The organism is Actinomadura geliboluensis, assembly GCF_043197915.1.
Taxonomy (GTDB): Bacteria; Actinomycetota; Actinomycetes; order Streptosporangiales; family Streptosporangiaceae; genus Spirillospora; species Spirillospora geliboluensis.
Genome location: NZ_JBICUA010000001.1, coordinates 712379 through 738156, shown reverse-complemented (window position 1 = coordinate 738156; position 25778 = coordinate 712379). Strand labels below are relative to the sequence as shown.

At 73.8% G+C, this 25778-nt stretch carries 25 protein-coding genes; 14 read left to right on the top strand and 11 right to left on the bottom strand.

Features of this window, described 5'->3' with window-relative positions:
* Nucleotides 1-42 precede the first annotated feature (42 nt).
* The 3 genes from ACGFI1_RS03495 to era are packed head-to-tail and all read left to right on the top strand — an operon-like array spanning nucleotide 43 to nucleotide 6524.
* Nucleotides 43-2175, top strand: a complete 2133-nt coding sequence (locus tag ACGFI1_RS03495) for an MMPL family transporter (protein ID WP_392782513.1) — start codon at nucleotides 43-45, stop codon at nucleotides 2173-2175.
* A 52-nt stretch (nucleotides 2176-2227) separates the two neighbouring features.
* Nucleotides 2228-5560 carry a BTAD domain-containing putative transcriptional regulator gene (locus ACGFI1_RS03490; protein WP_392782504.1) on the top strand — a complete coding sequence of 1111 codons (3333 nt, stop codon included), beginning with the start codon at nucleotides 2228-2230 and terminating at the stop codon, nucleotides 5558-5560.
* A gap of 43 nt (nucleotides 5561-5603) precedes the next feature.
* Entirely contained in the window at nucleotides 5604-6524 is a 921-nt protein-coding gene (gene era, locus ACGFI1_RS03485) for a GTPase Era (protein ID WP_301174335.1), read from the top strand.
* Nucleotides 6525-6566: 42 nt separating this feature from the next.
* Here era and ACGFI1_RS03480 read toward each other — a convergent pair whose 3' ends face one another.
* On the bottom strand, nucleotides 6567-7406 hold the full coding sequence (locus ACGFI1_RS03480) for a hypothetical protein (RefSeq protein WP_392782498.1): 840 nt from the start codon (nucleotides 7404-7406) through the stop codon (nucleotides 6567-6569).
* A gap of 100 nt (nucleotides 7407-7506) precedes the next feature.
* Between ACGFI1_RS03480 and ACGFI1_RS03475 the strand changes: the two genes are divergently transcribed.
* The 6 genes from ACGFI1_RS03475 (at nucleotide 7507) to ACGFI1_RS03450 (ending at nucleotide 12590) form a co-directional block, all read left to right on the top strand.
* On the top strand, nucleotides 7507-8118 hold the full coding sequence (locus ACGFI1_RS03475) for a hypothetical protein (RefSeq protein ID WP_301174333.1): 612 nt from the start codon (nucleotides 7507-7509) through the stop codon (nucleotides 8116-8118).
* Nucleotide 8119: 1 nt separating this feature from the next.
* Nucleotides 8120-8878, top strand: coding sequence for a dimethylargininase (gene ddaH / locus ACGFI1_RS03470; RefSeq protein WP_138636932.1), 759 nt, complete (start codon nucleotides 8120-8122; stop codon nucleotides 8876-8878).
* 245 nt (nucleotides 8879-9123) lie between these two features.
* Entirely contained in the window at nucleotides 9124-10836 is a 1713-nt protein-coding gene (gene leuA / locus ACGFI1_RS03465) for a 2-isopropylmalate synthase (protein WP_392782493.1), read from the top strand.
* Nucleotides 10837-10869: 33 nt separating this feature from the next.
* The gene (locus tag ACGFI1_RS03460; protein ID WP_387067543.1) at nucleotides 10870-11880 is read left to right on the top strand and encodes a LacI family DNA-binding transcriptional regulator; all 1011 of its coding nucleotides are present in this window, start codon (nucleotides 10870-10872) and stop codon (nucleotides 11878-11880) included.
* A 133-nt stretch (nucleotides 11881-12013) separates the two neighbouring features.
* Nucleotides 12014-12457: a hypothetical protein gene (locus ACGFI1_RS03455; RefSeq protein ID WP_392782489.1), complete on the top strand. Its 444-nt coding sequence runs from the start codon at nucleotides 12014-12016 to the stop codon at nucleotides 12455-12457.
* Nucleotides 12372-12590 carry a hypothetical protein gene (locus tag ACGFI1_RS03450; protein WP_392783215.1) on the top strand — a complete coding sequence of 73 codons (219 nt, stop codon included), beginning with the start codon at nucleotides 12372-12374 and terminating at the stop codon, nucleotides 12588-12590. The genes ACGFI1_RS03455 and ACGFI1_RS03450 overlap by 86 nt, the downstream gene beginning before the upstream one ends.
* Nucleotides 12591-12616: 26 nt before the next feature.
* On the opposite strand, the gene ACGFI1_RS03445 is transcribed toward ACGFI1_RS03450, so the two are convergent.
* Complete coding sequence (locus ACGFI1_RS03445) at nucleotides 12617-12871, bottom strand: protealysin inhibitor emfourin (RefSeq protein ID WP_240807659.1); 255 nt, start codon at nucleotides 12869-12871, stop codon at nucleotides 12617-12619.
* 4 nt (nucleotides 12872-12875) lie between these two features.
* Nucleotides 12876-13916, bottom strand: a complete 1041-nt coding sequence (locus ACGFI1_RS03440) for a M4 family metallopeptidase (protein WP_138636924.1) — start codon at nucleotides 13914-13916, stop codon at nucleotides 12876-12878.
* A gap of 185 nt (nucleotides 13917-14101) precedes the next feature.
* Here ACGFI1_RS03440 and recO point away from each other — a divergent pair, with 185 nt between their 5' ends.
* Nucleotides 14102-14887, top strand: a complete 786-nt coding sequence (gene recO / locus ACGFI1_RS03435; RefSeq protein WP_138636923.1) for a DNA repair protein RecO — start codon at nucleotides 14102-14104, stop codon at nucleotides 14885-14887.
* The gene (locus ACGFI1_RS03430) at nucleotides 14884-15684 is read left to right on the top strand and encodes an isoprenyl transferase (protein WP_138636922.1); all 801 of its coding nucleotides are present in this window, start codon (nucleotides 14884-14886) and stop codon (nucleotides 15682-15684) included. The genes recO and ACGFI1_RS03430 overlap by 4 nt, the downstream gene beginning before the upstream one ends.
* 24 nt (nucleotides 15685-15708) lie before the next feature.
* On the opposite strand, the gene ACGFI1_RS03425 is transcribed toward ACGFI1_RS03430, so the two are convergent.
* From ACGFI1_RS03425 to ACGFI1_RS03395, 7 genes are all read right to left on the bottom strand, one after another.
* Nucleotides 15709-16134, bottom strand: a complete 426-nt coding sequence (locus tag ACGFI1_RS03425) for an OsmC family protein (protein WP_138636921.1) — start codon at nucleotides 16132-16134, stop codon at nucleotides 15709-15711.
* 130 nt (nucleotides 16135-16264) lie between these two features.
* Nucleotides 16265-17878: a M4 family metallopeptidase gene (locus tag ACGFI1_RS03420; protein WP_301174325.1), complete on the bottom strand. Its 1614-nt coding sequence runs from the start codon at nucleotides 17876-17878 to the stop codon at nucleotides 16265-16267.
* Between the two features lie 182 nt (nucleotides 17879-18060).
* Entirely contained in the window at nucleotides 18061-18447 is a 387-nt protein-coding gene (locus tag ACGFI1_RS03415; protein ID WP_138636919.1) for a Fur family transcriptional regulator, read from the bottom strand.
* Entirely contained in the window at nucleotides 18444-19343 is a 900-nt protein-coding gene (locus tag ACGFI1_RS03410; RefSeq protein WP_392782486.1) for a metal ABC transporter permease, read from the bottom strand. Before ACGFI1_RS03410 ends, ACGFI1_RS03415 begins: the two co-directional genes overlap by 4 nt.
* Entirely contained in the window at nucleotides 19340-20080 is a 741-nt protein-coding gene (locus ACGFI1_RS03405; RefSeq protein WP_387067531.1) for a metal ABC transporter ATP-binding protein, read from the bottom strand. The genes ACGFI1_RS03410 and ACGFI1_RS03405 overlap by 4 nt, the downstream gene beginning before the upstream one ends.
* Nucleotides 20077-21027 carry a metal ABC transporter substrate-binding protein gene (locus ACGFI1_RS03400; protein WP_392782481.1) on the bottom strand — a complete coding sequence of 317 codons (951 nt, stop codon included), beginning with the start codon at nucleotides 21025-21027 and terminating at the stop codon, nucleotides 20077-20079. Before ACGFI1_RS03400 ends, ACGFI1_RS03405 begins: the two co-directional genes overlap by 4 nt.
* A gap of 31 nt (nucleotides 21028-21058) precedes the next feature.
* A complete protein-coding gene (locus tag ACGFI1_RS03395; RefSeq protein ID WP_301174322.1) occupies nucleotides 21059-21367 on the bottom strand; it encodes a DUF6703 family protein in 309 nt (102 codons plus the stop codon).
* A gap of 29 nt (nucleotides 21368-21396) precedes the next feature.
* On the opposite strand from ACGFI1_RS03395, the gene ACGFI1_RS03390 reads away from it, so the two are divergent.
* From ACGFI1_RS03390 to ACGFI1_RS03380, 3 genes are all read left to right on the top strand, one after another.
* Nucleotides 21397-21681, top strand: coding sequence for an antibiotic biosynthesis monooxygenase family protein (locus ACGFI1_RS03390; protein ID WP_386866974.1), 285 nt, complete (start codon nucleotides 21397-21399; stop codon nucleotides 21679-21681).
* A 136-nt stretch (nucleotides 21682-21817) separates the two neighbouring features.
* Nucleotides 21818-23209: a DUF1906 domain-containing protein gene (locus tag ACGFI1_RS03385; RefSeq protein WP_392782478.1), complete on the top strand. Its 1392-nt coding sequence runs from the start codon at nucleotides 21818-21820 to the stop codon at nucleotides 23207-23209.
* Nucleotides 23210-23373: 164 nt separating this feature from the next.
* Entirely contained in the window at nucleotides 23374-24762 is a 1389-nt protein-coding gene (locus ACGFI1_RS03380; protein ID WP_387067520.1) for a glycine--tRNA ligase, read from the top strand.
* A 156-nt stretch (nucleotides 24763-24918) separates the two neighbouring features.
* Here ACGFI1_RS03380 and ACGFI1_RS03375 read toward each other — a convergent pair whose 3' ends face one another.
* Entirely contained in the window at nucleotides 24919-25593 is a 675-nt protein-coding gene (locus tag ACGFI1_RS03375) for a hypothetical protein (protein WP_392782475.1), read from the bottom strand.
* Nucleotides 25594-25778 lie beyond the last annotated feature (185 nt).

The window sequence follows — 25778 nt, the reverse complement described above, 5'->3', positions numbered from 1 at the left end:
ATCCTCGGACGGTCGGAGTACGCCGTTTTCTGGGGGAAAGTGATGTCCCGTCTGCTCTACCGCCTGGGGAGGGCCGCGGCGCTGCGGCCCTGGCGGTTCATCGTCGTGTGGCTGGCGCTCGTCGCGGCGATGGGCGGTCTCGCGGGCGTCGCCGGGGGAGCGCTGCAGGACGACTACACGCTGTCCGGGACGGGCTCGCAGCAGGCCACCGACCTGCTACGGGAGAGGTTCCCCGCGGTCGCGGGCGCGGACGCGCGGGTCGTCGTGCACGCGAAGTCGGGCAAGGTCGACCAGGCGAAGCTCGACGAGGCGGCCGCGGAGCTGGGCCGGCTGCCGCACGTCAGCGCGGTGGCACCGGCGCAGCCGAGCGCGGACGGCGCGACGGCGCTGCTGACCGTCCGCTACAAGGTGCCCGTCACCGACCTGGCGCCGGGCGAGACGCTCGACCTGCTGCGGTCGGCGACGGACGGCCTGGACGCGGCCGGGTACCAGGTCGAGTTCGGCGGCCAGGTGCCCGAGAACGTGACGGCGCCCAGCGGCGTCGCCGAGGCGATCGGGGTCGTGGCGGCGCTGGTGATCCTGCTGCTGGCGTTCGGGTCGGTGGTGGCGGCCGGGATGCCGCTGGCGGTGGCGCTGGCCGGGCTCGGCGTCGGCGTGTCCGGGATCACGCTGGTGGCGGCCTTCACGAACGTCGCGACCACCGCGCCGACGGTGGCGAGCATGGTCGGGCTCGGCGTCGGCATCGACTACGCCCTGTTCATCCTCACCCGCCACCGCGAGGGCCTCGCGGCCGGGATGGACGTGCCGGAGGCGGCGGGCCGGGCCATCGCGACCGCGGGCCTGTCGGTGCTGTTCGCCGGGTTCACCGTGCTGCTGGCGCTGTCCGGGCTCGTGCTGTCCCGCATCCCGGTCTTCATGACCATGGGCTTCACCACCGGCCTCGTCGTCGCGGCGACCGTGCTGAGCGCCGTCACCCTGCTGCCCGCGGTACTGGGGCTCGCCGGCCGCCGGGTGCTGCGCCGCCGCGACCGCGCCGCCGGCGCGAAGATCACGGTCGAGTCGCCGCGGGTGCGGCGGTGGGCCGGGCACGTCGGGCGGCACCCGTGGCCGTGGCTGCTCGCCGCGGCGGTGCTGATGCTCAGCCTGGCCGCGCCCGCGCTCGGCATGCGGACCTGGCCGAGCGACGCCAGCAGCGAGCCGTCGTCCAACACCGTCCGGCAGGCGTACGACCTGGTCGCGGACGCCTACGGGCCCGGCGCCAACGGGCCGCTGCTCGTCGCCGTCGACCTGGAGAAGACCGGCGCGGATGCGCTGCCGGGGCTCGGCGAGCGGCTGGCCCGCGTCGAGGGCGTCGCGTCCGTCGCGCCGCCGCAGCTGTCCCCAAGCCGCGATGCCGCGGTGATCATGGTGACGCCGGAGTACGGCCCGCAGGACGAGCGGGTGACCGGCCTCGTCGACCGGGTCCGCGCGGACGCGCTGCCGCCCGGCGCGGAGATCACCGGGCTGACCGCCGTGTACGTGGACCTGTCCCGGACGCTGTCGGACCGGCTGTGGCCGGTGATCGGCGTGGTCGTCGCCACGTCCTTCGTCATGCTGATGATCGTCTTCCGGTCGGTGCTGGTGCCGCTGAAGGCCGCCGTGATGAACCTGCTGTCGATCGGCGCCGCGTACGGGGTGCTGACGGCGGTGTTCCAGTGGGGCTGGGGCACGAGCCTGCTCGGGCTGCCGCACAGCGTCCCGGTGTCGTCGTTCATCGTGCTGCTGATGTTCGCGGTCCTGTTCGGCGTGTCGATGGACTACGAGGTCTTCCTGCTGTCCCGGATCCGGGAGGAGTGGCTGGCGCACGGCGACGCCCGCGGCTCGGTGACCACCGGGCTCGCCGCGACCGGCCGGGTCATCACCAGCGCGGCGCTCATCATGGTGGCGGTGTTCCTCGGCTTCGCCGCCGACCCCGGACTGATCGTCAAGCAGATGGGGGTGGGGCTCGCGGTCGCGGTGGCGCTGGACGCGACCGTCGTCCGGCTGGTGCTGGTGCCCGCCGCGATGTCGCTGCTCGGCCGGGCGAACTGGTGGCTGCCGGGGCCGCTCGGCCGGGTCCTGCCGCGCATCGACGTGCACGGCGGCGCCGCGCCCGCCGGGGCGGCCGAACGGGAGCCCGAACCCAGCCGCGCGTAACCGGGGGAGTGATCACGATGGGCGGACATGTCCCGGTTAGGCTGATCGGGACATGTCGCCTGTCGTACGCGTGCTCGGGGCCTTCGGCGCGGAGGTGGCGGGAGCGCCCGCCGACCTCGGCGGGCCCCGGCAGCGCTCCGTGCTCGCCCGGCTCGTCGCCGCGCGCGGCCGGATGGTGCCCGCGGACCGGCTCGTCGAGGATCTGTGGGCCGCCGCGCCCCCGCCCCGCGCCGCCGCCGGCCTCCAGTCGTTCGTGTCGCACCTGCGCCGCGCCCTGGAACCGGACCGGCCGCCCCGCACCCCCGCGCGGATCCTCACCACCGAGCCGCCCGGGTACGCGCTGCGGCTGCCGGACGGCGCCGTCGACGCGTGGCGGTTCGACGCGCTGATCGACGCGTCCGCGGCGCTGCTGGACACCGACCCGGCGGAGGCGCGGCGCAGCGCCGAGGCGGCCCTCGCCGAGTGGCGCGGCCCCGCCTACGCCGAGTTCGCCGGGCTGCCGTGGGCCGCCGCCGAGGCCGCGCGGCTGGAGGAGCGCCGCCGCATCGCCGTGGAGCGCCGCGCCGAGGCCGCGCTCCGGCTCGGGGCCGCCGCCGAGGCCGTCCCGGACCTGGAGGCGCACGCCGCCGCCGACCCGCTGCGCGAGGAGGCGTGGCGGCTGCTCGCCCTCGCCCTCTACCGCGCCGGGCGCCAGGGCGACGCCCTCGCCGCCCTCCGCCGCGCCCGCGCCGCCCTGACCGAGGAGCTCGGCGTCGACCCCGGCCCCGCGCTGCGCCGCCTCGAAGCCGACATCCTGGCGCAGGCCCCCGCGCTGGGGGAGCCGGCGCCCGCGCGCCCGGTGCTGCGGATCGCGCCCGCGCCCCCGGCGGAGCACCCGGCCTTCGTCGGGCGCGTGCGGGAACTCGCGAGGCTGGAAGGCGCGGCCGACGCCGCCGCGGCCGGCCGGGGCGGCGTCGTCCTCGTCGGCGGCGACGCCGGCATGGGCAAGACCGCGCTCGCCGAGCGGTTCGCGGGCGGCCTCGCCGAGCGGGGCTGGACGTGCGCGTGGGGCCGGGCGCCCGAGACCGGCGGCGCCCCGGCGGCCTGGCCCTGGGCCGAGCTGCTGCGCGGCCTCGCCGCCGCCGCGCCGCCCGAGGCCGGCCTGGCCGCCCGGCTCGGCCCGCTGCTGGACGACGCCGCCACCGGGCGCGGCGACGCCGACGTCAGCATGGGCCGGTTCCGGCTCCACCTCGCCGTCGGCGACTACCTCGCCGGGCTCGCCGGCGCGGCGCCGCTGCTGCTCGTCCTGGACGACCTCCACTGGGCGGACGAGGAGACTCTCGCACTGCTCGTCCGGCTCGCCGAGCGGCTGCGGGACCGGCCCGTCCTGCTGGTGGCCACGTTCCGGCGGACGGAGGTCGGCGACGGGCTCGCCGGCGCGCTGGCCGCCCTCGCCCGGCACGAGCCGGCGCGGATCGACCTCGCCGGCCTGTCGCCGGACGAGACCGCCGCCCTCGTCCGCGGCGCCTGCGCCGCCCGCCTGGACGACGCGGAGGTCGCCGCGATCGCCGAGCGGACCGGCGGCAACCCGTTCTTCACCCGCGAGACCGCCCGGCTCCTGGACGCCGAGGGCCTGCCCGCCGCCACCCGCCGGGTGCCCGCCGGGGTCGGCGACGTGCTGCGCCGCCGGATCGCGCGGCTGCCGGAACCGGCGCAGGCCGTGCTGCGGGACGCCGCCGTCATCGGCCGGGACGCCGACCTGCGCGTCCTGTCCGACCTCGCCGGCGACGACGACACGGTGGTCGACGCCGTCGAGGCGGGCCTGGACAGCGGCCTGGTCGTCGAGCCGGCGCCCGGCCGGATGCGGTTCGCGCACGCGCTCGTCCGCGACACCCTCTACGCCGGGCTGTCGCAGGCCCGCCGCGTCCGGCTGCACGGCCGCGTCGCCGCCGCCCTCGAACGGCACACGCCCGACGAGGCCGCCGCGATCGCGCACCACTACCTGGAGTCGGGCGCCGACCCGGCGAAGGCCGTCCGGTACGCGCGCCGCGCCGCGGCGGCGGCCGAGGCCCGCTTCGCCCACGGCGCCGCCGCCGACCTGTGGGCCCGCGCCGTCGGCGCGCTGCGCGCGCAGGGGCCCGCCGCGACCGGCGAGCGGCTGGCGGCGGAGGCCGCCGCGATCCGCGCGGGCGCGCTGTCCGGGCAGGTCGTCGCCGCGCGGGAGCGGCGGCTGGCCGCCATCGCCGACGCCCGCGCGTTCGGCGACGTCCGGCTGCTCGCCCGGATCATCACGAGCTTCGACGTCCCGACCCTGTGGACGAGCCGCGAGTACGGGACCGTCGACCGCGCCGTGGTCGAGGCGACGGGCGAGGCCCTCGACCGGCTCCCCGCCGACGAGCCGGAACTGCGGGTCCGGCTGCTGACCACGCTCGCGATGGAGCTGGAGGGCGAGCAGGACGACCGCGGGCTCACCGCGTCCGAGGAGGCCATCGCCACGGCCCGCGGGCTCGGCGTCCCGGAGCTGCTCGCCGCGGCGCTCAACGGCGGCTACGTCAACGGCTACCGCACCGCCGACGGCCTCGCCCGCCGTACCCGGATCGCCGCCGAGCTGCTCGACCTCGCCGCCGCGCACGACCTCGGCACCTACCGCGTCCTCGCGCATCTGCAGCTCCAGCAGTGCGCCGTCGCCGCCCTCGACCTGCCCACCGCGCACCGGCACCTGGCGGAGGGGCGGCGGCTCGCCGACCAGTTCGGGCTGCCGCTGCTCGCGAAGATCGCCGGCTGGTACGCCGGGCTCGTGCACGCCTTCGCCGCCCGGTTCGACGCGGCCGAGCGCACCTACGAGGAGGTCGGCGGCGCCATCGGCCGGACCGGCATCTGGTTCAGCGAGCGCGGCATGGTCTTCGTCGGGCTGTTCTGCATGCGGCTCGGCCAGGGCCGCGAGGGCGAGCTGGTGGACGGCGCCGCCTGGCTGCACCGGCAGTGGAGCCACGTCGAGGCAACCGCCGACGTGTACGCCCTCGCCCTGGCCGCCGCCGGCCGCACCGCGGAGGCGCGGCGGGCCGCCGCCGGCGCGGGGCCCGTCCGGCTCGACTACTTCTTCGACCTCACCATGTCGATCCGGGCGCTGCGCGCGATGGCGCTCGGCGACCGCGACCTGGCGGAACGGGCCTACGCGGTGCTCCGGCCCTATGAGGACCACGTCAGCGGCGGCGCCACCGCCGCCGCCACGATCGGCCCCGTCGCGCAGATCCTCGGCGACCTCGCGCTGTTCCTGGAGCGCCCCGCCGAGACGGCCGCCGCCCACTACCGCAAGGCCGCCGAGGTCGCCGACCGCCTCGGCGCCGTCCAGTGGACCGACAAGGCCCGTGCGTCCCTCGGCCGCCTCGGTACCCCCGCCGCCTGACCGGACGTGCCGTCCGCCCCGCCGGGTGGGCGACAATTGGGGGATGACCAGTGTGGGAAACGGGGCGCCCGAGGGGCACCGGGCGGGGTTCGCGTGCTTCATCGGGCGGCCGAACGTGGGCAAGTCGACCCTGATGAACGCCCTCGTCGGGACCAAGGTCGCGATCACCAGCAGCCGCCCGCAGACGACGCGGCGGGCCATCCGCGGGATCGTGCACCGGCCCGGCGCGCAGCTGGTCATCGTCGACACGCCCGGCCTGCACAAGCCGCGGACGCTGCTCGGGGAGCGGCTGGACAGCCTCGTCCGGTCCACGCTGACCGAGGTGGACGCGATCGGGTTCTGCGTCCCCGCCGACCAGCCCGTCGGGCCCGGCGACAAGTACATCGCGCGCGAGCTGGCGGGCGTGAAGAAGACGCCCGTGGTGGCGATCGTCACGAAGACGGACCTGGCGACGCCCGAGCAGGTCGCCGAGCAGCTCCTCGCCGTCGGCCGCCTCGGCGAGTTCGCCGACATCGTGCCGTGCTCGGCCGCGGACGGCTTCCAAGTCGGCCTCGTGGGCGACCTGCTGATCTCCCACCTGCCGGAGGGCATGCCGCTCTACCCGGAGGGCGACCTCACCGACGAGCCCGAGCAGGTCCTGATCAGCGAGCTGATCCGGGAGGCGGCGCTGGAGGGCGTCCGCGACGAGCTGCCCCACTCGATCGCCGTGGTGGTGGACGAGATGGCGCCGCGCGAGGGCCGCGACCTCGTGGACGTCTACGCGCACCTGTACGTCGAGCGGTCCAGCCAGAAGGGCATCATCATCGGCCACAAGGGCGCCCGGCTCCGCGAGGTCGGCGCGGCGGCGCGCCGGCAGATCGAGGCGCTGCTCGGCACCAAGGTCTTCCTCGACCTGCGCGTCAGCGTCCTGAAGGACTGGCAGCGCGACCCCAAGCAGCTCCGCAGGCTCGGCTTCTACGACTGACCGCCGCCCGTGGCGGAGCTCCGGCGGAGCGGAGGGCGGCGGTCAGTCCTGCTCCTGCCGGGGGGTCTGGGGGGTCGTCCCCCCAGAGTGGTACTGATCCGGGTTCGCCTCCGGTTTCGGTTCCGGCGCGGGCTCCGGTTCCGAGGGATCTTCCGGCACGTCCTGGCGGCGGCCCCATGCCTGGTTCTCGTCGGGCCAGGCGGCGCCATCGGCCGGCTGGTCGGGGTAGGCGAACTGCGGCTGGTACTGCTCCTGCGGCTGGTACTGGTACGCGTACTGGTCCGGGCTCTGGGAGCGCGCCGCGCGCGCGCCGATGGGGCGGGCGAGGCTGAAGCCGACCACGAACAGGGACGCCACGACCGCGAGGTACCAGCCGTAGCGGACGGTGATCTGGTAGCCGAGGTCAAGGCCGGTCTCGGGGAGGTCGTCGCGGACGTCCCCGAGCCGCAGCACGAAGATGCCGCACACCAGCAGGGCCAGCGTGCCGGGGACGGCGGCGAGCCCGCCGATCCGCGCGTCCCGGCCGATCAGGTCCCAGCAGGCGAGCGCGATCGCGATGACCGCCAGCACCGGGACGGCGAGGACCATGTCGTCGGCGTCGATGCCGGCGACGCTGCCGAGGTCGCGGCTGAGCGTGCGGCCGAACAGCTCGACGGCGACCGCGGCGTGCGCCCACGGCAGGAACGCCGACACCAGCAGCGCCGACGCGGCGGCGATCAGCGCGAGGATCCACAGGGCGCCGCCGCGCGCCGGGGCCGGCTCCGGTGCGGCGTACGCGTCCGGGGCGGGCTCGCCGGCGGGCGGCGGGTAGCCGTCGACGGGCGGCAGGAAGGACGGGCGCGGCTGCGCGCGGCCCGCGTCGGAACCCAGGTCACCGGTCATGAACCCAGCGTAAAGGCAGGACGCGCCTGGACCGGGACGGCCACGGCGGCGGCGCCGGGTCGGTACTTTGGACAGAGTCCGTTATGGGAGGAGATCCCCGGTGTTGCTCGTTTTCGGGCTGACGGCGGTGTTCCGTACCGTCAGCGAGGGGACGTTCCACTGCCCGCAGTGCGGCGGCGACCGCGCCTACCGCAGGCGCGCCGGGCGCCGCTGGCTCTCGGTGTTCTTCGTCCCGATGGTGCCGCTGTGGCGGCTCTCCCACGCGGTGGAATGCCGCACCTGCAAGGGCCGGTTCCCGGTCGCGGCGCTGCGCACGCCGACCGCGCGGCAGCTGGGGGAGACCCTGGCCGCGGGCATGCGGGCGGCCGCCGCCCTGGTGCTGCGGGCCGGCGACCCGGCCGCCCCCGCGGCCCGCGCCCGCGCGATCGCCACCGTCAGCGGGTACGGCGAGCCGGACTACGACGCCGCCGCGATCGACGCCGACCTCGCGCTGCGCCGCACGTTCCTGCAGCGGGAGGTCGTGCACGCCGGCGCGCAGCTCGCGGTGGAGGCCAAGGAGTGGTTCCTCGCGCAGGCCGTCCGGATCGGGCTGGCGGACGGGCCGCTCGGCGACGGCGAGCGGCAGGCCCTGCACGGCATCGCCGACCTGCTCGGCATGTCCCCGGCGTACGCGCTGGGCGTGATCGTGACCACCGAGGGCGCGGCGCGCTGACATGCCCGCCGCCGGAACGGCGCTCGTCCGGGCTCCCGGCCCGCGGATCGCCGAGGGCATCGTCACCCACGCGACCCGCCGCCCGGTGGACGCCGCGCTCGCGGCGCGCCAGCACGCCGCCTACGTCGCGGCGCTGCGCTCGGCGGGCTGGTCGGTGCGCGCCGTGCCGCCCGCCGACGACCTGCCCGACGCCGTGTTCGTCGAGGACGCCCTGGTCGTCGCCGGCGACCTGGCGATCGTGTGCCGGTCGGGGGAGGAGCGCCGCCGGGGCGAGCTGCCGGGCGCCGAGCGGGCGGCGCGCGAGCTGGGCCTGCGGATCGAGCGGATCGAGCCGCCCGGCACCCTGGACGGCGGCGACGTGCTGAGCGTCGGCGGCACCGTCTACGCGGGCCGCGGCGCCCGCACCAACGAGGAGGGCATCTGCGCGCTGGCGCGGCTGCTGGGCGGGCGGCGGGTCGTGCCGGTGGACACCCGCGGCTGCCTGCACCTGAAGTCGGCGGTGACCGCGCTGCCGGACGGCGGCCTGATCGGCCGGCCCGAACTGGTGGACACCTCCGCGCTGCCGAGCCTGCGCGTCGCGCCCGAGCCGGCGGGCGCCCACGTGGTGCCGCTCGGGCCCGACCACGTCCTGATGGCGGCCTCGGCGCCGCGCACGGCGGCGCGGCTGGCGGCGGACGGGCTGCGCGTCACCAGCGTGGACATCAGCGAGTTCGAGGCCCTCGACGGTTGCGTGACCTGCCTCTCCGTCCTCGTCCCCTGACCGTCCCGGGGGAATGACCCGCGCGCCGGGAGGCGTTGCGATGAGACGGAGGAGGCCGCTGTTGTCTCAACATGCGGACCTGGGTTTCCGCAACCCGGATGGCATCTGTTACGTTGGCGGACGTGTTGCGTGAGCTGCTCCTCCTTAGCGGCCGCAGCGGGGGCCTGTAAGACAGGTCGGCTCCCTCGCTGCGGGACTTTGACGTGGACGTCGGCCGCGAGGTTCGAGCAGAGAGATCTCAACGGATGTATCCGCAACAGCAGTCCTCCGGTATGCCCTTCCAGCGCTACCGCCCCTTCGCCCCGGTCAAGCTGTCCGACCGCACCTGGCCGGACGCCGTCATCACCGAGGCGCCGCGCTGGTGCGCGGTCGACCTGCGGGACGGCAACCAGGCGCTGATCGACCCGATGGACGCCCACCGCAAGCTCAAGATGTTCGAGCTGCTGGTACGGATGGGCTACAAGGAGATCGAGGTCGGCTTCCCGGCGGCGAGCCAGACCGACTTCGACTTCGTCCGGCAGATCATCGACGAGGGCCGGATCCCCGACGACGTCGTCATCCAGGTGCTGACCCAGGCCCGCCCGGAACTGATCGAGCGGACCTTCGAGTCGGTGCGCGGCGCCAAGCAGGCCATCGTGCACCTGTACAACTCGACCAGCACGCTGCAGCGCCGCGTCGTGTTCGGGCAGGACACGGACGGCATCACCGCGATCGCCGTCGAGGGCGCCAAGCTGTGCGCCAAGCTCGCCGAGGACATGGGCGACACCGAGATCTACTTCCAGTACTCGCCGGAGTCGTTCACCGGTACCGAGCTGGAGTACGCCGTCGAGGTCTGCAACGCCGTCAACGACGTGTGGAAGCCGACCCCGGACCGCAAGGTCATCGTCAACCTGCCGGCGACCGTCGAGATGGCGACGCCGAACGTGTACGCCGACCAGATCGAGTGGATGAACCGGAACCTGGCCTACCGGGACTCGGTCGTCCTGTCGCTGCACCCGCACAACGACCGCGGGACGGCCGTCGCCGCCGCCGAGCTCGGCTACATGGCGGGCGCCGACCGCATCGAGGGCTGCCTGTTCGGCAACGGCGAGCGCACCGGCAACGTCTGCCTGGTCACCCTCGGCCTGAACCTGTTCACCCAGGGCGTCGACCCGCAGATCGACTTCTCCGACATCGACGAGATCCGGCGGACCGTCGAGTACTGCAACCAGCTGCCCGTCCACGAGCGGCACCCCTACGGCGGCGACCTGGTCTACACCGCCTTCTCCGGCTCCCACCAGGACGCCATCAACAAGGGCTTCGACCACCTGCGGCGCGACGCCGAGGCCGCCGGGACCCCGGTGGAGGCGTACCGCTGGGAGGTCCCGTACCTGCCGATCGACCCGCACGACGTCGGCCGGACGTACGAGGCCGTGATCCGGGTGAACAGCCAGTCCGGCAAGGGCGGCGTCGCCTACATCATGAAGACCGAGCACTCCCTGGAGCTGCCGCGCCGGCTGCAGATCGAGTTCTCCCGGGTGGTGCAGGAGCACACCGACAGCGCCGGCGGCGAGGTCACGCCGGAGCGGATGTGGGAGATCTTCGAGGCCGAGTTCCTCGGCAACGGGCCGCGCGCCGGGCTGCTGGCGCACCGCGCCACGTCCCGGGTGGACGAGAAGGACGCGCTCAGCTGCGACGTCCGCGTCGACGGCGAGATCCGCGAGATCGAGGGCGTCGGCAACGGCCCGGTCTCGGCGTTCGAGGACGCGCTCGCCACGATCGGGGTCAACGTGCGGGTGCTGGACTACGCCGAGCACGCGATGAGCGCGGGCGGCGACGCGCGCGCCGCCGCCTACGTCGAGTGCGACGTGAACGGCACGACGGTGTGGGGCGTCGGCATCGACGGCAACATCGTGACCGCGTCCCTCAAGGCGATCCTGTCCGCCGTGAACCGGGTGGCCCGCGCGCAAGAAGCGTAAGGGGCTTGCGCGATCGCGTCGTATAGTTTCGGCATGACACGTCGCCTGGCCGAGGTCGCCAAGAAGGTCGGGGTCAGCGAGGCCACCGTCAGCCGGGTCCTGAACGGCAAGCCCGGCGTGTCGGACGCGACCCGCGCGGCCGTCCTCACCGCCCTCGACGTGCTCGGCTACGAGCGCCCCACCCAGCTGCGGGGCGAGCGGGCCCGGCTGGTCGGCCTCGTGCTGCCCGAGCTCGGCAACCCGATCTTCCCCGCGCTGGCGGAGGTCGTCGGCGGCGCCCTCGCCCAGCGCGGGTTCACGCCGGTGCTGTGCACGCTCACCCCGGGCGGCCTGTCGGAGGCCGACTACGTCGAGATGCTCCTGCAGCAGCAGGCGTCCGGGGTGGTGTTCGCCGGCGGCCTGTACGCCGAGGCCGACGCGCCGCACGAGCACTACCACCGGCTGCTCGACGTGCGGCTGCCCGTCGTGCTGGTCAACGCGGCCGCCGACGAGCTCAGCTTCCCGCAGGTCTCGACCGACGACGCGGTGGCCGCCGAGCAGGCGTTCGCGCACCTGCTGTCGCTCGGGCACGAGCGGATCGGCGCCGTCCTCGGCCCGGCCGACCACGTGCCGTCCAGCCGCAAGCTCGCCGCCGTCCGCGCCGCCGCCGAGCGCGCGGGCGTCGAGCTGCCGGACGCCTGGATCCGGCGCAGCATGTTCTCCCTGGAGGGCGGCCAGGCCGTCACCGGGCGGCTGATCCGCGACGGCGTCACCGGCATCATCTGCGCCAGCGACCCGCTCGCGCTCGGCGTGATCCGCGCCGTCCGGCGCCTCGGCATGTCGGTGCCGGGCGACGTTTCGGTCGTCGGTTACGACGACTCGGCGTTCATGAATTGCGTGAACCCGCCGCTCACCACCGTCCGGCAGCCGATCGAGGCCATCGGCCGCGCGGCGGTCACGCTGCTGGTGAACCAGGTGGAGGGCGCCTCGGTGTCCGCCGAGGAGCTGCTCTACGAGCCGGAGCTGGTCGTCCGCGCCTCCACCGCGCCCGTGCGCGCCGCCTGATCTCCGGACCGTCCGAAAGCCGCCCTCCCGCAGGGCGGCTTTCGTCGTTCTGCACCCGTTTACGCCGCTGGACCGTTCTCACTGTCGGCTTTTTGCGCATGTTCATTCAGCTATTGCATTGAGTTGTTGGTCTATGTATGTTCCTCGCAATTGGCCGACCCGACGGCCCAGGAGGAACCCCCATGAGATCCCGGATTCTCGCCACCGCACGCCGCCGAACCAGCAGAACACCGGTGCCGGGTTCCGGACGGAGGCGTCCGCCAACGGCTCGGCGTTCTCCGGGTTCGGGTTCTTCGGCAACTACACCTCGCGGATCGACGGACCGGGAAAGGTGTTCGATTTCTCCAACGTCAGCGACATGACCATCGACGACATCTGGGCCGAGCACGTCGTCTGCCTCTTCTGGGGCACCAACGTCGACAATTCCACGATCAAGAACTCCCGCATTCGACAACCGCAACGAGCAGGAGACCGGCAACGCCTACGAGGACCTGACCTCCCTCCTCACCTGGCGCGCCGCCGGCCTCGCCGTCTACGGCGGAGGAGGCAACACCTTCCGCAACATCCACATCGCTGACACGCTCGTCTACTCCGGCATCACCATCGGGACGCTGACGTCAAGAACACGACGACCACGTTCACGATCAACCGCAACCCCTGAGAGGGGGCCGGGGCCGCGGGTGTTGGGAGGCGCCCGCGGTCTCCGGTAGGCCGGGCCCCCGGTCGCGCCCGCGGGTCAGCGGGCGCGGCCGAGGACGTGGTGGACCAGTTCGCGGAGCGGACCGTGCAGTTGCGCCTCGCCGACGGTGGTGCGGTCGCCGTCGATGTCGATCTCGTACAGGAACTGGTCGGGGATCCGGCCCGGCGGGGGGACCGACGCCAGATCCACCCGGTGGACGAGCCGCGTCAGCATGGGGTCGCTGGCGCTGTCGGACTCGGCGCGCCGCTCGATCCCCGCGAATCCTCCGCTGCGGACGACTGTCACTTTCACTGCGCTATCCGTTCGCCTCCATGGAGACTCCTACCCCGGTCCAGGCGCGGTTCACCGCCTTCGCCTCGGCGGAGCCGGCGCCGAACAGCCGGCCCGCGGTCGCGGCGGTCGCGGCGGCGAAGGCCGCGAAGTCGGCGTCGGCGGCGAGGGTGCCTCCGGTGAGCGTGTCGTACCAGACGCGGCCGGCCTTCTCCCAGGCGTTGCCGCCGAGCGCGGTCGCCGCGAGGTAGAACGCGTGGTTGGGAATGCCCGAGTTGATGTGGACGCCGCCGTTGTCGCGGTAGGTCTCCACGTAGTGGTCCATGTGGGCGGGCTGCGGGTCCTTGCCGAGGCGGGGGTCGTCATAGGCGGTGCCGGGCTCCTTCATCGAGCGCAGCGCGACGCCGTTGACGCCCTCGGCCAGCAGCCCCTGCCCGATGAGCCAGTCGGCCCGGTCGGCGGTCTGCCCGAGATGCCACTGCTTGATGAGCGAGCCGAACACGTCCGACATGGACTCGTTGAGGGCGCCGGCCTGGCCGTAGTACTCCAGGTTGGCGGTGTACTGGGTGATCCCGTGGGTGAGCTCGTGCCCGGTGACGTCGAGGGGACCGGTGAAGCCGGTGAACAGGACGCCGTCGCCGTCGCCGTACACCATCTGCTCGCCGTTCCAGAAGGCGTTGTCGTAGTCGTCGCCGTAGTGGACGGTCGAGACCATCCGCAGCCCGGCGCCGTCGATCGAGTTGCGCCGGTACGCGGCCTCGAAGAAGTCGAACGTCGCGCCGAGCCAGTCGTAGGCCTGGTCGGCGGCCCGGTCGCCGGTGGCGGGGCCGCCCTCGGAGCGGACGGTGCGGCCGGGCAGCTCCTCGCGGTGGCCCGCGTCGCCGATGGTCCGGTCGGGGACGAAGTCCTCCGAGGGGCCGGGGGCGCCGGCCGCGGCCAGCTTGCGTTCGGCGAACTGCGCCGACGTGAGCGCCAGCGTACGGCGGGCGCGGGCGCGGAGGGCCGGATCGTCGGCGTCGCGGGCGATGCGCTCCAGCATGTGCGGTGGCACGATGTGGCATCTCATGCCACAACGCTGCCAGCTCCGGGTGGTTCGAGCCACAACTTTCGGCGGGACGTCACGGCCGAATCCGGTCACGGTATGTGATTGTTATGAAGCGCAGCGGTACCACCCGAGCGCCTTGAGAAGTTCCTGGGGAGATGTCCGCACGCCGCGCCGAGGCATCGCGCGGCGTGCGTCAGAATGAACGGGTGACCCTCTACCGCGACGAAGGCATCGTCCTGCGCACCCAGAAGCTGGGCGAGGCCGATCGCATCGTGACGGTGCTGACCCGGCGGACCGGCCGGATCCGCGCCGCGGCGAAGGGGGTCCGCAAGACCAAGTCCCGGTTCGGCGCGCGGCTGGAGCCGTTCACGCACGTGGACCTCCAGCTGTACGAGCGGCGCTCCCTCGACCTCATCACGCAGGCCGAGACGCTGCGCCCGTACGGGGAGGCGCTCGTCGCCGACTACCCCCGCTACACGGCGGGGACGGCGATGCTGGAGACGGCGGAGAAGCTGGCCGGCGACGAGGGGGAGCCCGCGCTGCGGCAGTTCCTGCTCCTGGTCGGCGGGCTGCGCACCCTCGCCGAGCGCAGCCACGACCCCCGGCTCGTGCTCGACGCCTTCCTGCTGCGCTCGCTGTCGGTCGCCGGCTGGGCGCCCGCGCTGGACGAGTGCTGCCGCTGCGGCACCCGCGGCGGGCTGCGCGGGTTCGCCATCGCGGCGGGCGGCGCGGTCTGCGCGAACTGCCGGCAGCCGGGCGCCGCGACCCCGGCGCCGCCGACGTTCGCGCTGATGCTGGCGCTGCTGCGCGGCGACTGGGAGTACGCCGACGCCAGCGAGCAGCGGCACCGGGCGGAGACCAGCGGCCTGGTGGCCGCCTACCTGCAGTGGCATCTGGAGCACGGGATCCGCTCGCTCCGCCACGTGGAGCGGGACGCGACCCCCCGAACGCACGACGAGTCACACGACGACACCGACAGGGAGCGAGTTTGAGCAGGCCCGTATCGCCACCGGAGCCGCACCGGGACGGCGCCGTCCCGCCCGCGATCCCCGCGGAGCTGGTGCCGCGGCACGTCGCCATCGTCATGGACGGCAACGGCCGCTGGGCGAAGGAGCGCGGGCTGCCGCGCACCGAGGGGCACAAGCGCGGCGAGGACTCGCTCTTCGACGTCATCATGGGCGCGATCGAGCTGGGCGTCCCCTACCTGTCGGCCTACGCGTTCTCCACCGAGAACTGGAAGCGCTCCCCGGACGAGGTCCGCTTCCTCATGGGCTTCAACCGGGACGTGATCCGCCGCCGCCGCGACCAGCTCAACGCGATGGGCGTGCGGGTGCGCTGGGCGGGCCGCCGGCCGCGGCTGTGGCGCAGCGTCATCAAGGAGCTGGAGACCGCCGAGGAGATGACCCGCGGCAACGACGTCCTCACCCTGCAGTTCTGCGTGAACTACGGCGGCCGGGCCGAGATCGCGGACGCGGCGGCGGCGATCGCCCGCGACGTGCGGGACGGCCGGCTCAGCCCCGACAAGATCAACGAGAAGGTGTTCGCCCGCTACCTGGACGAGCCGGGCATCCCCGACGTCGACCTGTTCCTGCGCTCGTCGGGGGAGCAGCGCACGTCCAACTTCCTGCTCTGGCAGTCGGCGTACGCGGAGATGGTGTTCCTCGACACGCTGTGGCCCGACTTCGACCGCCGCCACCTGTGGCACGCGTGCCAGCTGTACGCCTCCCGCGACCGCCGGTACGGCGGCGCGGTCCCCAACTCGGTGGAACCCGCCGCCGCGACCGGCTGACGCCTCGATCGACCGGCCGGCGCCTCAGCCGAGGGCGGCGTCCAGGGTGATCTTGGTGCCCTTGAGCGCCTGGCTGACCGGGCAGTTCTCCTTGGCGTTCTGCGCGGCCTTCTCGAAGTCGGCCGGGGAGAGGCCGGGCACGCTCGCCCGGACGGTCAGGTGGATGCCGGTGATGCCCTCGCCCGGCTGGAAGGTGACCTCGGCCTTGGTGTCCACCTTCTCCGGGGGCGTCCCGGCGCCGGCGAGGGCGTGCGAGAGCGCCATCGAGTAGCAGGTGGAGTGCGCGGCGGCGATGAGCTCCTCCGGGCTCGTCCGCCCGCCCGGCTCCTCGCTCCGCGACGCCCAGGTCACGTCGTAGGTGCCGAGCTTCGAGGAGTCCAGCGAGACGGTGCCCTGGCCCTCCAGGAGCGAGCCTTCCCAGTGCGCGTTTGCGGTACGTGTCGTAGCCATGCCCCGATTCTCCACCATGGCCCCCGCCGGGGGATCATCAACCCGGGAATGCCCGTGCCCGTGTCGGCGCGGACCCGGGAAAGCCCCGTGCCTCCACGGGCACGGGGCTTCCTTCCCCGGAACGGGGGTCCTAGGTGACGTTCACCGCGGACCAGGCCGCGGCCACGGTGCTGTACTGCGTGCTGCCCGCGCCGTAGAGGTCCGCCGCCGCGCTCAGGGTCGCGGTCCGCGCGCCCTTGTAGTCGGTCGAGGACGTCATGTACGTGGTCAGCGCCCGGTACCAGATCTTCGTGGCGGCGTCCCGGCCGATGCCGGTGATCGTGGAGCCGTTGGACGTGGGGCTGTTGTAGGAGACGCCGTTGATCGTCTTGGCGCCGCTGCCCTCGGACAGCAGGTAGTAGAAGTGGTTGGCGACTCCCGAGGAGTAGTGGACGTCGAGGTTCTTGGTGTTGGACGACCAGGCGTCGGGGGAGTTGCCGTCGCGGCTCGGCTTGTCCATGAACCGCAGCGCGGCCTTGCCGAAGCCGGGCAGGACGACCTCCTCGCCGACCAGGTAGTCGCCGACGTCGTTGGGGTTGTTGGCGTAGAACTCGACGGCGGCGGCCATGATGTCGGACGTCGCCTCGTTCAGCCCGCCCGATTCGCCGGAGTAGGTGAGGTTCGCGGTGGCGCTGGTGACGCCGTGGCTCATCTCGTGCGCGGCGACGTCCAGGGACGTGAGCGGGCCGAGCTGGGAGCCGTCACCGTCGCCGTAGGTCATGCAGAAGCACGAGTCGTCCCAGAACGCGTTGGCGTAGCCGCTGCCGTAGTGGACGCGGTTGAACGACCCCTTGCCGTCGCCGGCGATGCCGCTGCGGCCGAAGACGTTCTTGTAGAAGTCCCAGGTCATGTCGGTGCCGAACTGGGCGTCGACGGCGACGGTGGCGCGGTCGGACGTGGTGCCGCTGCCCCAGTGGTTGTCGGCGTCGGTGAACAGGGTGGCGGGGGCGCGCCGGAAGCACCAGATGAGGAAGCAGAGGTCGGTCTGGTTCTCGGCGTCGCCGGTGTAGGTGTTGCCGCGGGTCGGGTCCTTCAGCTGGTAGGTGGTGCCCGACTTGGTGGTCTCCAGCGGGACCGTCCCGGTGTAGAGCGACTTGCCGTCGCCCGCCTCGGTGCGGATCATCTCCTCGCGCAGCAGGACCTTGCCGGTCGCGGCGTCCACGGAGGTGAAGACCCGGCTGGGCGTGCCGTCGGCCTGCGTGCCGACGGTCTGGACGCGCCAGGCGAGCCGGGGCGCGTGGTCGGCGGTGCGCGCCTCCACGACCAGGGCGGGGGAGCCGTCCGCCTTGCGCTGCTTGGTGACGGCGCGCTTCTTGGCGGTCGCGGCGCTGACCTCCGGGGTGGAGTCGGCGGGCGCCTGCGCGAGCGTTCCGCTGCTGCCGCGCCAGGCGCCTGCCGCGGACTGGTGGACGACGATGTCGCCGCCCAACACCGGCAGCCCGTTGTAGGTGCGGGTCATCCGGGTGTGCGAGGTGCCGTCCCGGTCGATGCCGACCCGGACGACCTTGAAGGACTGCCCGTCCCCGGCGCGGACCGCCGCGCCGCGGTCGGCGAGCGCGTGGAGCGCGCGCTCGGCGGCCTGCTGGGGGGTGGGAGGGGACGGCGCCTGCCGCGCGGAGGCGGGCAGCGCGGTGCCGGCCGTCGCGAGCAGGGTCGCCGACGCCAGGAGCGCGGTACGTCGGCTGGTGAACGCCCGTCTTGTCATGAACGCCCTCTCGTGCGGGCGCCACGCACCCCCCGAGAGGCCCGCCGTCGGGCCCGCCGTGGCGATGCGACATTTATGACATAGGGCAGGACTGTTGTAGATGTGACAATTCGCCAAGAAATCCCGGCGGCGCGTGTGGACTACGCGTCTTGCTACCGATCAGTAGAGTGCCGCTCCGCAGCTCAGCGCCGGGCGGCGGAGCAGGCGGCGCAGGTGCCGAACACCTCGACGGTGTGCGTTATGTCGGTGAACCCGTGCTCGGCGGCGATCGCGTCCGCCCACCGCTCCACGGCCGGGCCCTCGACCTCGACCGTGCGGCCGCAGTCGCGGCAGACCAGGTGGTGGTGGTGCTGCTCGGTGCGGCAGGCGCGGTAGACGGCCTCGCCCTCGTCGGTGCGCAGCACGTCGACCTCGCCCGCGTCGCTGAGCGCCTGCAGCGCCCGGTACACGGTGGTCAGGCCGATCTTGGAGCCGTCGGCGCGCAGGTCGGCGTAGATGTCCTGCGCGCTGCGGAACCCCTCGCAGCCGGCCAGCACCTGCCGCACCGCGTCCCGGCGGGCCGTCGTCATCCCCCAAGCACCTCCGCCTCGGCATCCACGCGCGCCTCCACGCCGGACCCGGCGGGAACGGCGCCGTCCGCCGCGCGGGCGCGGGCGCGCCTGCGGCGCACCACCGGGCCCCCGGCGACCGCGACCACGAACGCCGCGAGCGCCAGCAGCACGATCGAGGGGCCTGGAGGCAGATCGTACTCGAAGGACCCCGCGAGACCCGAAACGGCCGAGACCACACCGATCCCCATCGCGGCCAGCATCGTCTGCCAGAAGCCCCGGGTGAGCTGCTGCGCCGCCGCCACCGGGACGACCATCAGCGCGCTGACCAGCAGCAGCCCGATCGCGCGCATCGAGATCACCACGGTCACCGCGGCGGTCGCGGCGATCAGCACGCTGAGGAACCGGACGGGCAGGCCCGCCGCCCGCGCCACCTCCTCGTCCTGGCACAGCAGGAACAGCTCCCGGCCGAACACCGCCACGATCGCGAGGACGGCGGCGGCGAGCCCCGCGACCACGTACAGGTCGGTCACCGTCACGCTGCTGATCGAGCCGAACAGGTACGACTGCAGGCTCGCCGAGCCGGCGCCGTTGGCGTTCGTCAGGATCACGCCGCCCGCGAGCCCGCCGTAGAACAGCAGGGCGAGCGCGACGTCCCCGCCGCTGCGGCTGCGGGCCCGCACCACCTCGATCGCCACCGCGCCGAGCACCGACACCACCAGCGCGCCGAGCACGGGGGAGGTGCTGGTGAGCAGCCCGAGCCCGATGCCGGTCAGCGCGATGTGGCCGATGCCGTCGCCGAGCAGCGACAGCCGGCGCTGGACGATGAACGTGCCCACGGCGGGGGCGGTCAGCCCGATCAGCACCGCCATCACCAGGGCGACGCGCATGAAGTCGTACTGCAGCATCTCGCTCACGCGGGCCTTCCCGTGGTCGCGGTCCTGCCGACCGTCGTCGCGTGGGTGGTCGTCTCGTGCACGATGCGGCCGTGGCCGAGCTCGACCGTGCGGGTGACGAGCGGCTCCAGCGGGCCCAGTTCGTGCGCGACGAGGACGACCGTGCGGCCGTCCCCGGCCAGCTCGTGCAGGGTGGCGGCGAGCGCCGCCTGGCTGCGCGCGTCCACCCCGGCGGTCGGCTCGTCCAGCACGAACAGGTCGGGCTCCCCGGCGAGCGCGCGGGCGATCAGCACCCGCTGCTGCTGGCCGCCCGACAGCAGGTGCGCCGAGTCGCGGGCCCGGTCGGCGAGCCCGACGGTGCGCAGCGCGCGGTCCACCGCGGCGCGGTCGGCCGTCCGGTCGGTGAACGCCGCGGGCAGCCAGCGCGACCGCCGGGCCACCCGCCCGGACGCCACGACCTCCCGGACGGTCGCCGGCACCCCGCCGCCCATCGGCAGCCGCTGCGGGACGTACCCGATCCGCCGCCAGTCGCGGAACCGGGCGGGCGCCGCGCCGTAGATCTCGGTGCGTCCGGCGGCCAGCGGGACCAGCCCGAGCAGTGCCTTGACCAGCGTGGACTTGCCCGCGCCGTTCGGCCCGAGGACCGCCAGCACGTCGCCGGCCGCGACCCTCAGGTCGATGCCGGCGAGGACCTCGCGGCCGTCCCGCCGGACGAGCCCGCCCGCCATCGCCAGCGGCGGCGCCGTCTCCTCGCTCATGAGCACTCCAGGGCCGGACGCAGCGTCCGCAGGTTCCGTTGCATGATCGTCATGTAGTCGTCGGGCGAGCCGTCCTCGATGCCCTCGACCGGGTCCAGCACCGCCGTCCGCGCCCCCGCCTCCCGGGCCAGCGCCTCGGCGACCTTCGGGCTGACCAGCGTCTCGGTGAAGACCGTCGTCGCGCCGGTGGCCGAGATCAGCCGGGTCAGCTCGGCGAGCCGCTTCGGGGACGGCCCGCCGGACGGGTCGACCCCGGACACCGGGATCTGCCGCAGGCCGTAGCGGTCGGCGAGGTAGCCGAACGCGGCGTGCGCGGTGACGATGTCGCGGCGGGCGCAGGTGCGCAGGCCGTCCTGGAACGCGCGGTCCAGCCGGGTCAGCTCGGCGGCGGTGGCGGCGGCGCGGCCCCGGTAGCCGGCCGCGCCGCCGGGGTCGGCGGCGGCGAGCCGCTCGCCGAGCGCGGTGGCGACGGCGGCCATGCGGCTCGGGTCGAGCCACAGGTGCGGGTCGTAGTCGGCCTCCCGGTGGCGGACGCCGTCGTGCGCCTCCTCGTCGTCGGTCTCGCCGGCCGGGGACAGCGTCTTCACCAGGGCGGCCGCGTCCAGCGACCTGCCCTTGGCGTGCCGGCCGACGGCGTCGTCCACGGCGGGCTGGACGCCCCGCACGTAGACGGCGAGGGCGGCGTCCTCGATGCGGGCGACCTGCCGGGCGGTCAGCTCCAGGTCGTGCGGCTCGGTGCCGGGCTTGGTGAGCGTCCGGACGAACACGTCGTCGCCGCCGACCCGCTCCGCCAGCCACGCCACCGGGTAGAAGGACGCCACCACCGCGGTCTTGCCGGGCGGGACGCCGGCGTCCGCGTCGGCGCAGGCCGCGAGCCCCGCGGCGAGCCCGGCCAGGGCCAGGGCGGCCGCCGGGAGGGCGCGCAGGGAGTCGGGGAAGCGGAGCACCTGCCGATTATGGACAAAGTGAAAACGGTTGTCAAAACCGCCCGATGCCGCGCCCCAGGGCGAACCCCACGAGGACCGCCAGCGCCACGACGCGCAGGATCCTTCCCGAACCGTCCAGCGCCGGCCAGTTCAGATAGGCGAACCAGCCCAGCGCGGCGGCCAGGACCAGCAGCCCGGCCGCGGCGACCCAGCCCGTCCCGACCATGCCGACCACCAGCAGCAGGAACACCGCGACGAGCAGCACCCACCGCGGCAGCCGGTGCAGGAACACCACGGGCGCCGCGCTGTGCCGCTCGACGGCGGCCCGCAGGCCGCCCCCGCGCTCACCTCTCGTCTCCACACGCCCCAACGTACTGCCAGGATGGACGGATGATCGCGATAACCCGCTACCGGGTGCCGGACGCGCAGTCGGCCGGCTTCGCCGAGCGGATGACGGCGGTGCTGACCGCGCTGTCGGCCAGCCCCGGCTTCCGCTCCGGCCGCCTCGCCCGGACCGTCGACGACCCCGGCCTGTGGGCCCTCGTCACCGAGTGGGACGGCGCCGGGCACTACCGGCGGGCGCTCGGCGGCCACGACATCCGGATGCAGTTCATGCCGCTCGCCGCGCTGGCGGTGGACGAGCCCGGCGCGTACGAGATCGTCAGCACGGCCTGAGGACGGCCCCCGCGCCCCGCCGGGTCACGAGCGGGGCAACCGCCGGGCAAGAAGCGCCCGGGGCCGGTTTCGGGCGCCGCCGCCATGGTCATCTCTGCCCCTACATGATCACCGCGCGGGTCCCGGGGGAGATGTGATGCGCCACGCCGTCCTGTTCAGCGTGCTTTCCGGGGCGGCGGTGGCCGCCCCCCTCCTCGCCGTCCTAGAGGCGGCTCCCGCCCGGCTCGCGGCCCGGCCCGCCGGGCTGGCCGCGCACGCCGGCGCGCCGAGCGCCGCCGGGCCGCGCGTCGTGGAGTACCGGGGCCTGCGCGTGCCCGTCCCGGCGGGCTGGGCGGTGCACCGGCTCGACACGGACCCGACCCGGTGCGTCCGCTACGACCGGCACGCCGTCTACCTCGGCCGCCCCGGTCCGCAGCAGGACTGCCCGGCCCGCGTCGTCGGCCGCACCGAGGCCGTCCACATCGAGCCCGCCGGCAACGGCCGCTCCGCGCGGACGGTCGTGCACGCCGACAAGATGGCCTCGCTCACCATCACGCCGAACCTCGACCACGAGACGCGGCTCACCCTCCCGGAGGCGGGGGTCGCGATCACCGGCGTGTACGGCGCGGACCCGGGACGGCTGCAGCGGATGCTGCGCGGCACCCGGCTGTCGGCGAAGTGGACGGCGGCGCCCGCCTCGTCGGCCCGGCCCGCCGTCCGCCGGGACGCCCCGCCCCCGGACCCCGCCGCGTCGGCGTCCACCGAACCGGTGCCCCCCGAACCGGTGCCCCCCGAACCGGCGCCCGCCGAGCCGGCGCCCGCCGAGCCGGCGCCCGCCGTGCCGCGCGGGGACGCCGGGCTCGACCGCCCGTGGGTGCGCGGCAAGGGCTTCGACACGTGCACGGCGCCCTCGCTCGCGACGATGAGGGCCTGGAAGCCCTCGTTCAAGGTCACCAACATCTACATCGGCGGCGCGGCGCGCGGCTGCGCCCAGCCGAACCTCACCGCGTCCTGGGTCCGGCAGGTCCGCGAGATGGGGTACCGCATCACGCCCACCTATGTCGGCCTTCAGGCGCCGTGCGGGAGCCGCCCGCAGCGCTTCACCGCCAAGAACGCCGCCAAGCAGGGCGCCAAGGCGGCTGTGAACGCGGCGCGCAAGGCGCGGGCGCTGGGCATCCCCGAGGGCGAGCCGATCTACTACGACATGGAGGCGTACAACAGCAAGAAGAGCGGGTGCAAGGCGGCCGTCCTGCGGTTCATCGACCGCTGGGTGCGGAAGCTGGAGGCCGAGGGTTACGTCCCGTGCCTCTACAGCAGCGCCAAGTCCGGCATCCGCGACGTGGGCCGGGCGGCCGGGATCAGCAAGCCCGCCGCCATCTGGTTCGCCAACTGGAACGGCCGCGCCTCGGTCTACAACGACCCGCACCTGCCGGACAGCTGGTGGTCCCCGCACCGCCGCATCAAGCAGTACCGCGGCGGCCACAAGGAGAAGCACGGCGGCGTCACGCTCAACATCGACAGCAACATCGTCGACGGGCGCGTCTACTAGCGCCTTGGCGGCTCGCCGGGTGCCCTAAGCTGGGGATGCTCTCCGGCGGCGGGCGATGACCGCGCCGGAGCACTCACCGGGGATCACACTCGCCGCCGCCCGCCGTGCGCGGACCGGGGCGCACTCACTGTCCCGCCGACCGCCAGCCGGATGGAGAAGAACTCATGGCACGCCGTTCCGATGTGCTGGACACGATCGTCAACCTCGCCAAGCGGCGGGGCCTGGTCTACCCGTCGAGCGAGATCTACGGCGGGCTCCGCGCCTCCTGGGACTACGGGCCGCTCGGCGTCGAGCTGAAGAACAACGTCAAGCGCCAGTGGTGGAAGTCCATGGTGCAGGGCCGCGACGACATCGTCGGCCTCGACTCGTGCGTCATCCTGGCGCGCGAGGTCTGGGAGGCCAGCGGCCACGTCCAGGCGTTCGTCGACCCGCTCACCGAGTGCCAGTCCTGCCACAAGCGCTTCCGGGCCGACCACCTGGAAGAGGCCTACGAGGAGAAGCACGGCCGCCCGCCGGCGGGCGGGCTCGCCGACGTCACCTGCCCGAACTGCGGCGTCAAGGGCTCCTTCACCGAGCCGAAGATGTTCAACGGCCTGCTCAAGACCTACCTCGGCCCCGTCGAGGACGAGTCCGGCCTCGCCTACCTGCGGCCCGAGACCGCGCAGGGCATCTTCATCAACTACCTGAACGTCCAGCAGTCCGCGCGCCGCAAGGTGCCGTTCGGCATCGGGCAGATCGGCAAGTCGTTCCGCAACGAGATCACGCCCGGCAACTTCATCTTCCGGACCCGCGAGTTCGAGCAGATGGAGATGGAGTTCTTCGTCAAGCCCGGCAGCGACGAGGAATGGCACCAGTACTGGATCGACGAGCGCATGCAGTGGTACGTCGACCTCGGCATCCGCAAGGAGAACCTGCGGCTCTTCGAGCACCCGCAGGAGAAGCTGTCGCACTACTCCAAGCGCACCGTCGACGTGGAGTACCGGTTCGACTTCGTCGGCAGCGAGTGGGGCGAGCTGGAGGGCATCGCCAACCGCACCGACTACGACCTGACGACGCACTCCAAGGCGTCCGGCGCCGACCTGTCGTTCTTCGACCAGGAGTCCGGCGACCGGTTCACCCCGTACGTGATCGAGCCCGCGGCGGGCGTCGACCGCTGCACGCTCACGTTCATGATGGACGCCTACGCCGAGGACGAGGCGCCCAACGCCAAGGGGAAGATGGAGAAGCGCGCCGTCATGCGGCTCGACCGCCGGCTCGCCCCGGTCAAGGTCGCGGTGCTGCCGCTGTCGCGCAACGCCGACCTGTCCCCGAAGGCCCGCGACCTCGCCGCGCGGCTCCGCAAGCACTGGAACGTCGAGTTCGACGACGCGGGGGCCATCGGCCGCCGCTACCGCCGCCAGGACGAGATCGGCACCCCGTTCTGCGTCACCGTCGACTTCGACACCCTGGAGGACGACGCGGTGACCGTCCGGGAGCGCGACTCGATGAGCCAGGAGCGCATCTCGATCGGCCAGGTCGAGTCGTTCCTCGCGGCGCAGCTCGTCGGCTGCTGACCCGCCGCCGTCCGGCAGGCCGCCGATCGGCCGGCCGTACCGGGCCGTAAGACCACTACGGGCCGCCCCCGCGTGATGGGGGCGGCCCGCTTCTCATGGGAGCACGTCCTGGGGAGCGTGTCCTTTACCGGGAGCGTGGTGTTACGGGGGCTTCGGTCAGCCCGTGACGTACAGGGACTGGTTGTAGGTGCCGGATCCGGCGGTGGCCTCGCCCTTCAGCGCGTACGTGGCGCTGACGGTGGCGGTGCCCGGGCAGAGGAAGCTGCCGCCGGTCTTGCTGACCTGGGCGTTCTGGACGCCGACCTGCGCCTCGGAGCTGCCGGCGACGGGCCGCGAGGCGTTGTCGCCGTTGTAGCCGTTGGCGGTGAGCGTGCCGCCGTACTGGCAGCTGATGCCGCCGAAGATGTCCACGGTGGCCTTGACGCTGAAGTTGCTGATCGTGACCGTGGCGTCGCGGCCGCCGGTGTGCCCGGCGTCGTAGGTGACGTTGCCGCCGGTCCACGGCAGGTTCAGGGTCTCGATGGTCGAGCTGCTGCTGCCGGAGCAGGGTCCGCCGTTGTCGCCGCTGAAGCTGGCGCTCCTGATGGTGAGGCCGCTGCCGTCGGAGTTGATGGACCCGGTCATCGTCGACTGGCTGCAGGACCCGCTGCCGATCGACGTGGAGACCGTCGCGGTGCCGAGCAGGGACGCCTGGACGTTGCCGGAGTAGGCGGCGGCCGAGGCCGAGCCCTTGCGGATGGTCGTGCCCGCGGCGTACGCGGGGGCGACCCCCGCGGCGAGGACGGCCAGTGCGGCGGTCCCGACGATCGCGGTCTGTCTGATTCGTGCCACCGGAGACTCCTCTGTCCGGTTCGGGGTGGGCATACGCGAAAGTAATTCGCGTTGTCGGACCGGGCAATGGATGGCGGCCGATTGCGGCCTGGCCGGATTGGGACACCGGCCAGTGTCTGCTGGTGGGGACGGCGGAGGCGGGGTGGGTGACGACAGTGTCACGCCGGGTCACTTGACGGGGATTT

What these genes read in the sequence shown, in the direction of transcription:
- ACGFI1_RS03495 (WP_392782513.1), top strand. Translation starts at nt 43, where the DNA reads ATGTCCCGTCTGCTCTACCGCCTGGGGAGGGCCGCGGCGCTGCGGCCC.
- ACGFI1_RS03490 (WP_392782504.1), top strand. Translation starts at nt 2,228, where the DNA reads ATGTCGCCTGTCGTACGCGTGCTCGGGGCCTTCGGCGCGGAGGTGGCG.
- era (WP_301174335.1), top strand. Translation starts at nt 5,604, where the DNA reads ATGACCAGTGTGGGAAACGGGGCGCCCGAGGGGCACCGGGCGGGGTTC.
- ACGFI1_RS03480 (WP_392782498.1), bottom strand. Translation starts at nt 7,406, where the DNA reads ATGACCGGTGACCTGGGTTCCGACGCGGGCCGCGCGCAGCCGCGCCCG.
- ddaH (WP_138636932.1), top strand. Translation starts at nt 8,120, where the DNA reads ATGCCCGCCGCCGGAACGGCGCTCGTCCGGGCTCCCGGCCCGCGGATC.
- leuA (WP_392782493.1), top strand. Translation starts at nt 9,124, where the DNA reads ATGTATCCGCAACAGCAGTCCTCCGGTATGCCCTTCCAGCGCTACCGC.
- ACGFI1_RS03460 (WP_387067543.1), top strand. Translation starts at nt 10,870, where the DNA reads ATGACACGTCGCCTGGCCGAGGTCGCCAAGAAGGTCGGGGTCAGCGAG.
- ACGFI1_RS03455 (WP_392782489.1), top strand. Translation starts at nt 12,014, where the DNA reads ATGTATGTTCCTCGCAATTGGCCGACCCGACGGCCCAGGAGGAACCCC.
- ACGFI1_RS03440 (WP_138636924.1), bottom strand. Translation starts at nt 13,916, where the DNA reads ATGAGATGCCACATCGTGCCACCGCACATGCTGGAGCGCATCGCCCGC.
- ACGFI1_RS03425 (WP_138636921.1), bottom strand. Translation starts at nt 16,134, where the DNA reads ATGGCTACGACACGTACCGCAAACGCGCACTGGGAAGGCTCGCTCCTG.
- ACGFI1_RS03420 (WP_301174325.1), bottom strand. Translation starts at nt 17,878, where the DNA reads ATGACAAGACGGGCGTTCACCAGCCGACGTACCGCGCTCCTGGCGTCG.
- ACGFI1_RS03415 (WP_138636919.1), bottom strand. Translation starts at nt 18,447, where the DNA reads ATGACGACGGCCCGCCGGGACGCGGTGCGGCAGGTGCTGGCCGGCTGC.
- ACGFI1_RS03405 (WP_387067531.1), bottom strand. Translation starts at nt 20,080, where the DNA reads ATGAGCGAGGAGACGGCGCCGCCGCTGGCGATGGCGGGCGGGCTCGTC.
- ACGFI1_RS03390 (WP_386866974.1), top strand. Translation starts at nt 21,397, where the DNA reads ATGATCGCGATAACCCGCTACCGGGTGCCGGACGCGCAGTCGGCCGGC.
- ACGFI1_RS03385 (WP_392782478.1), top strand. Translation starts at nt 21,818, where the DNA reads ATGCGCCACGCCGTCCTGTTCAGCGTGCTTTCCGGGGCGGCGGTGGCC.
- ACGFI1_RS03380 (WP_387067520.1), top strand. Translation starts at nt 23,374, where the DNA reads ATGGCACGCCGTTCCGATGTGCTGGACACGATCGTCAACCTCGCCAAG.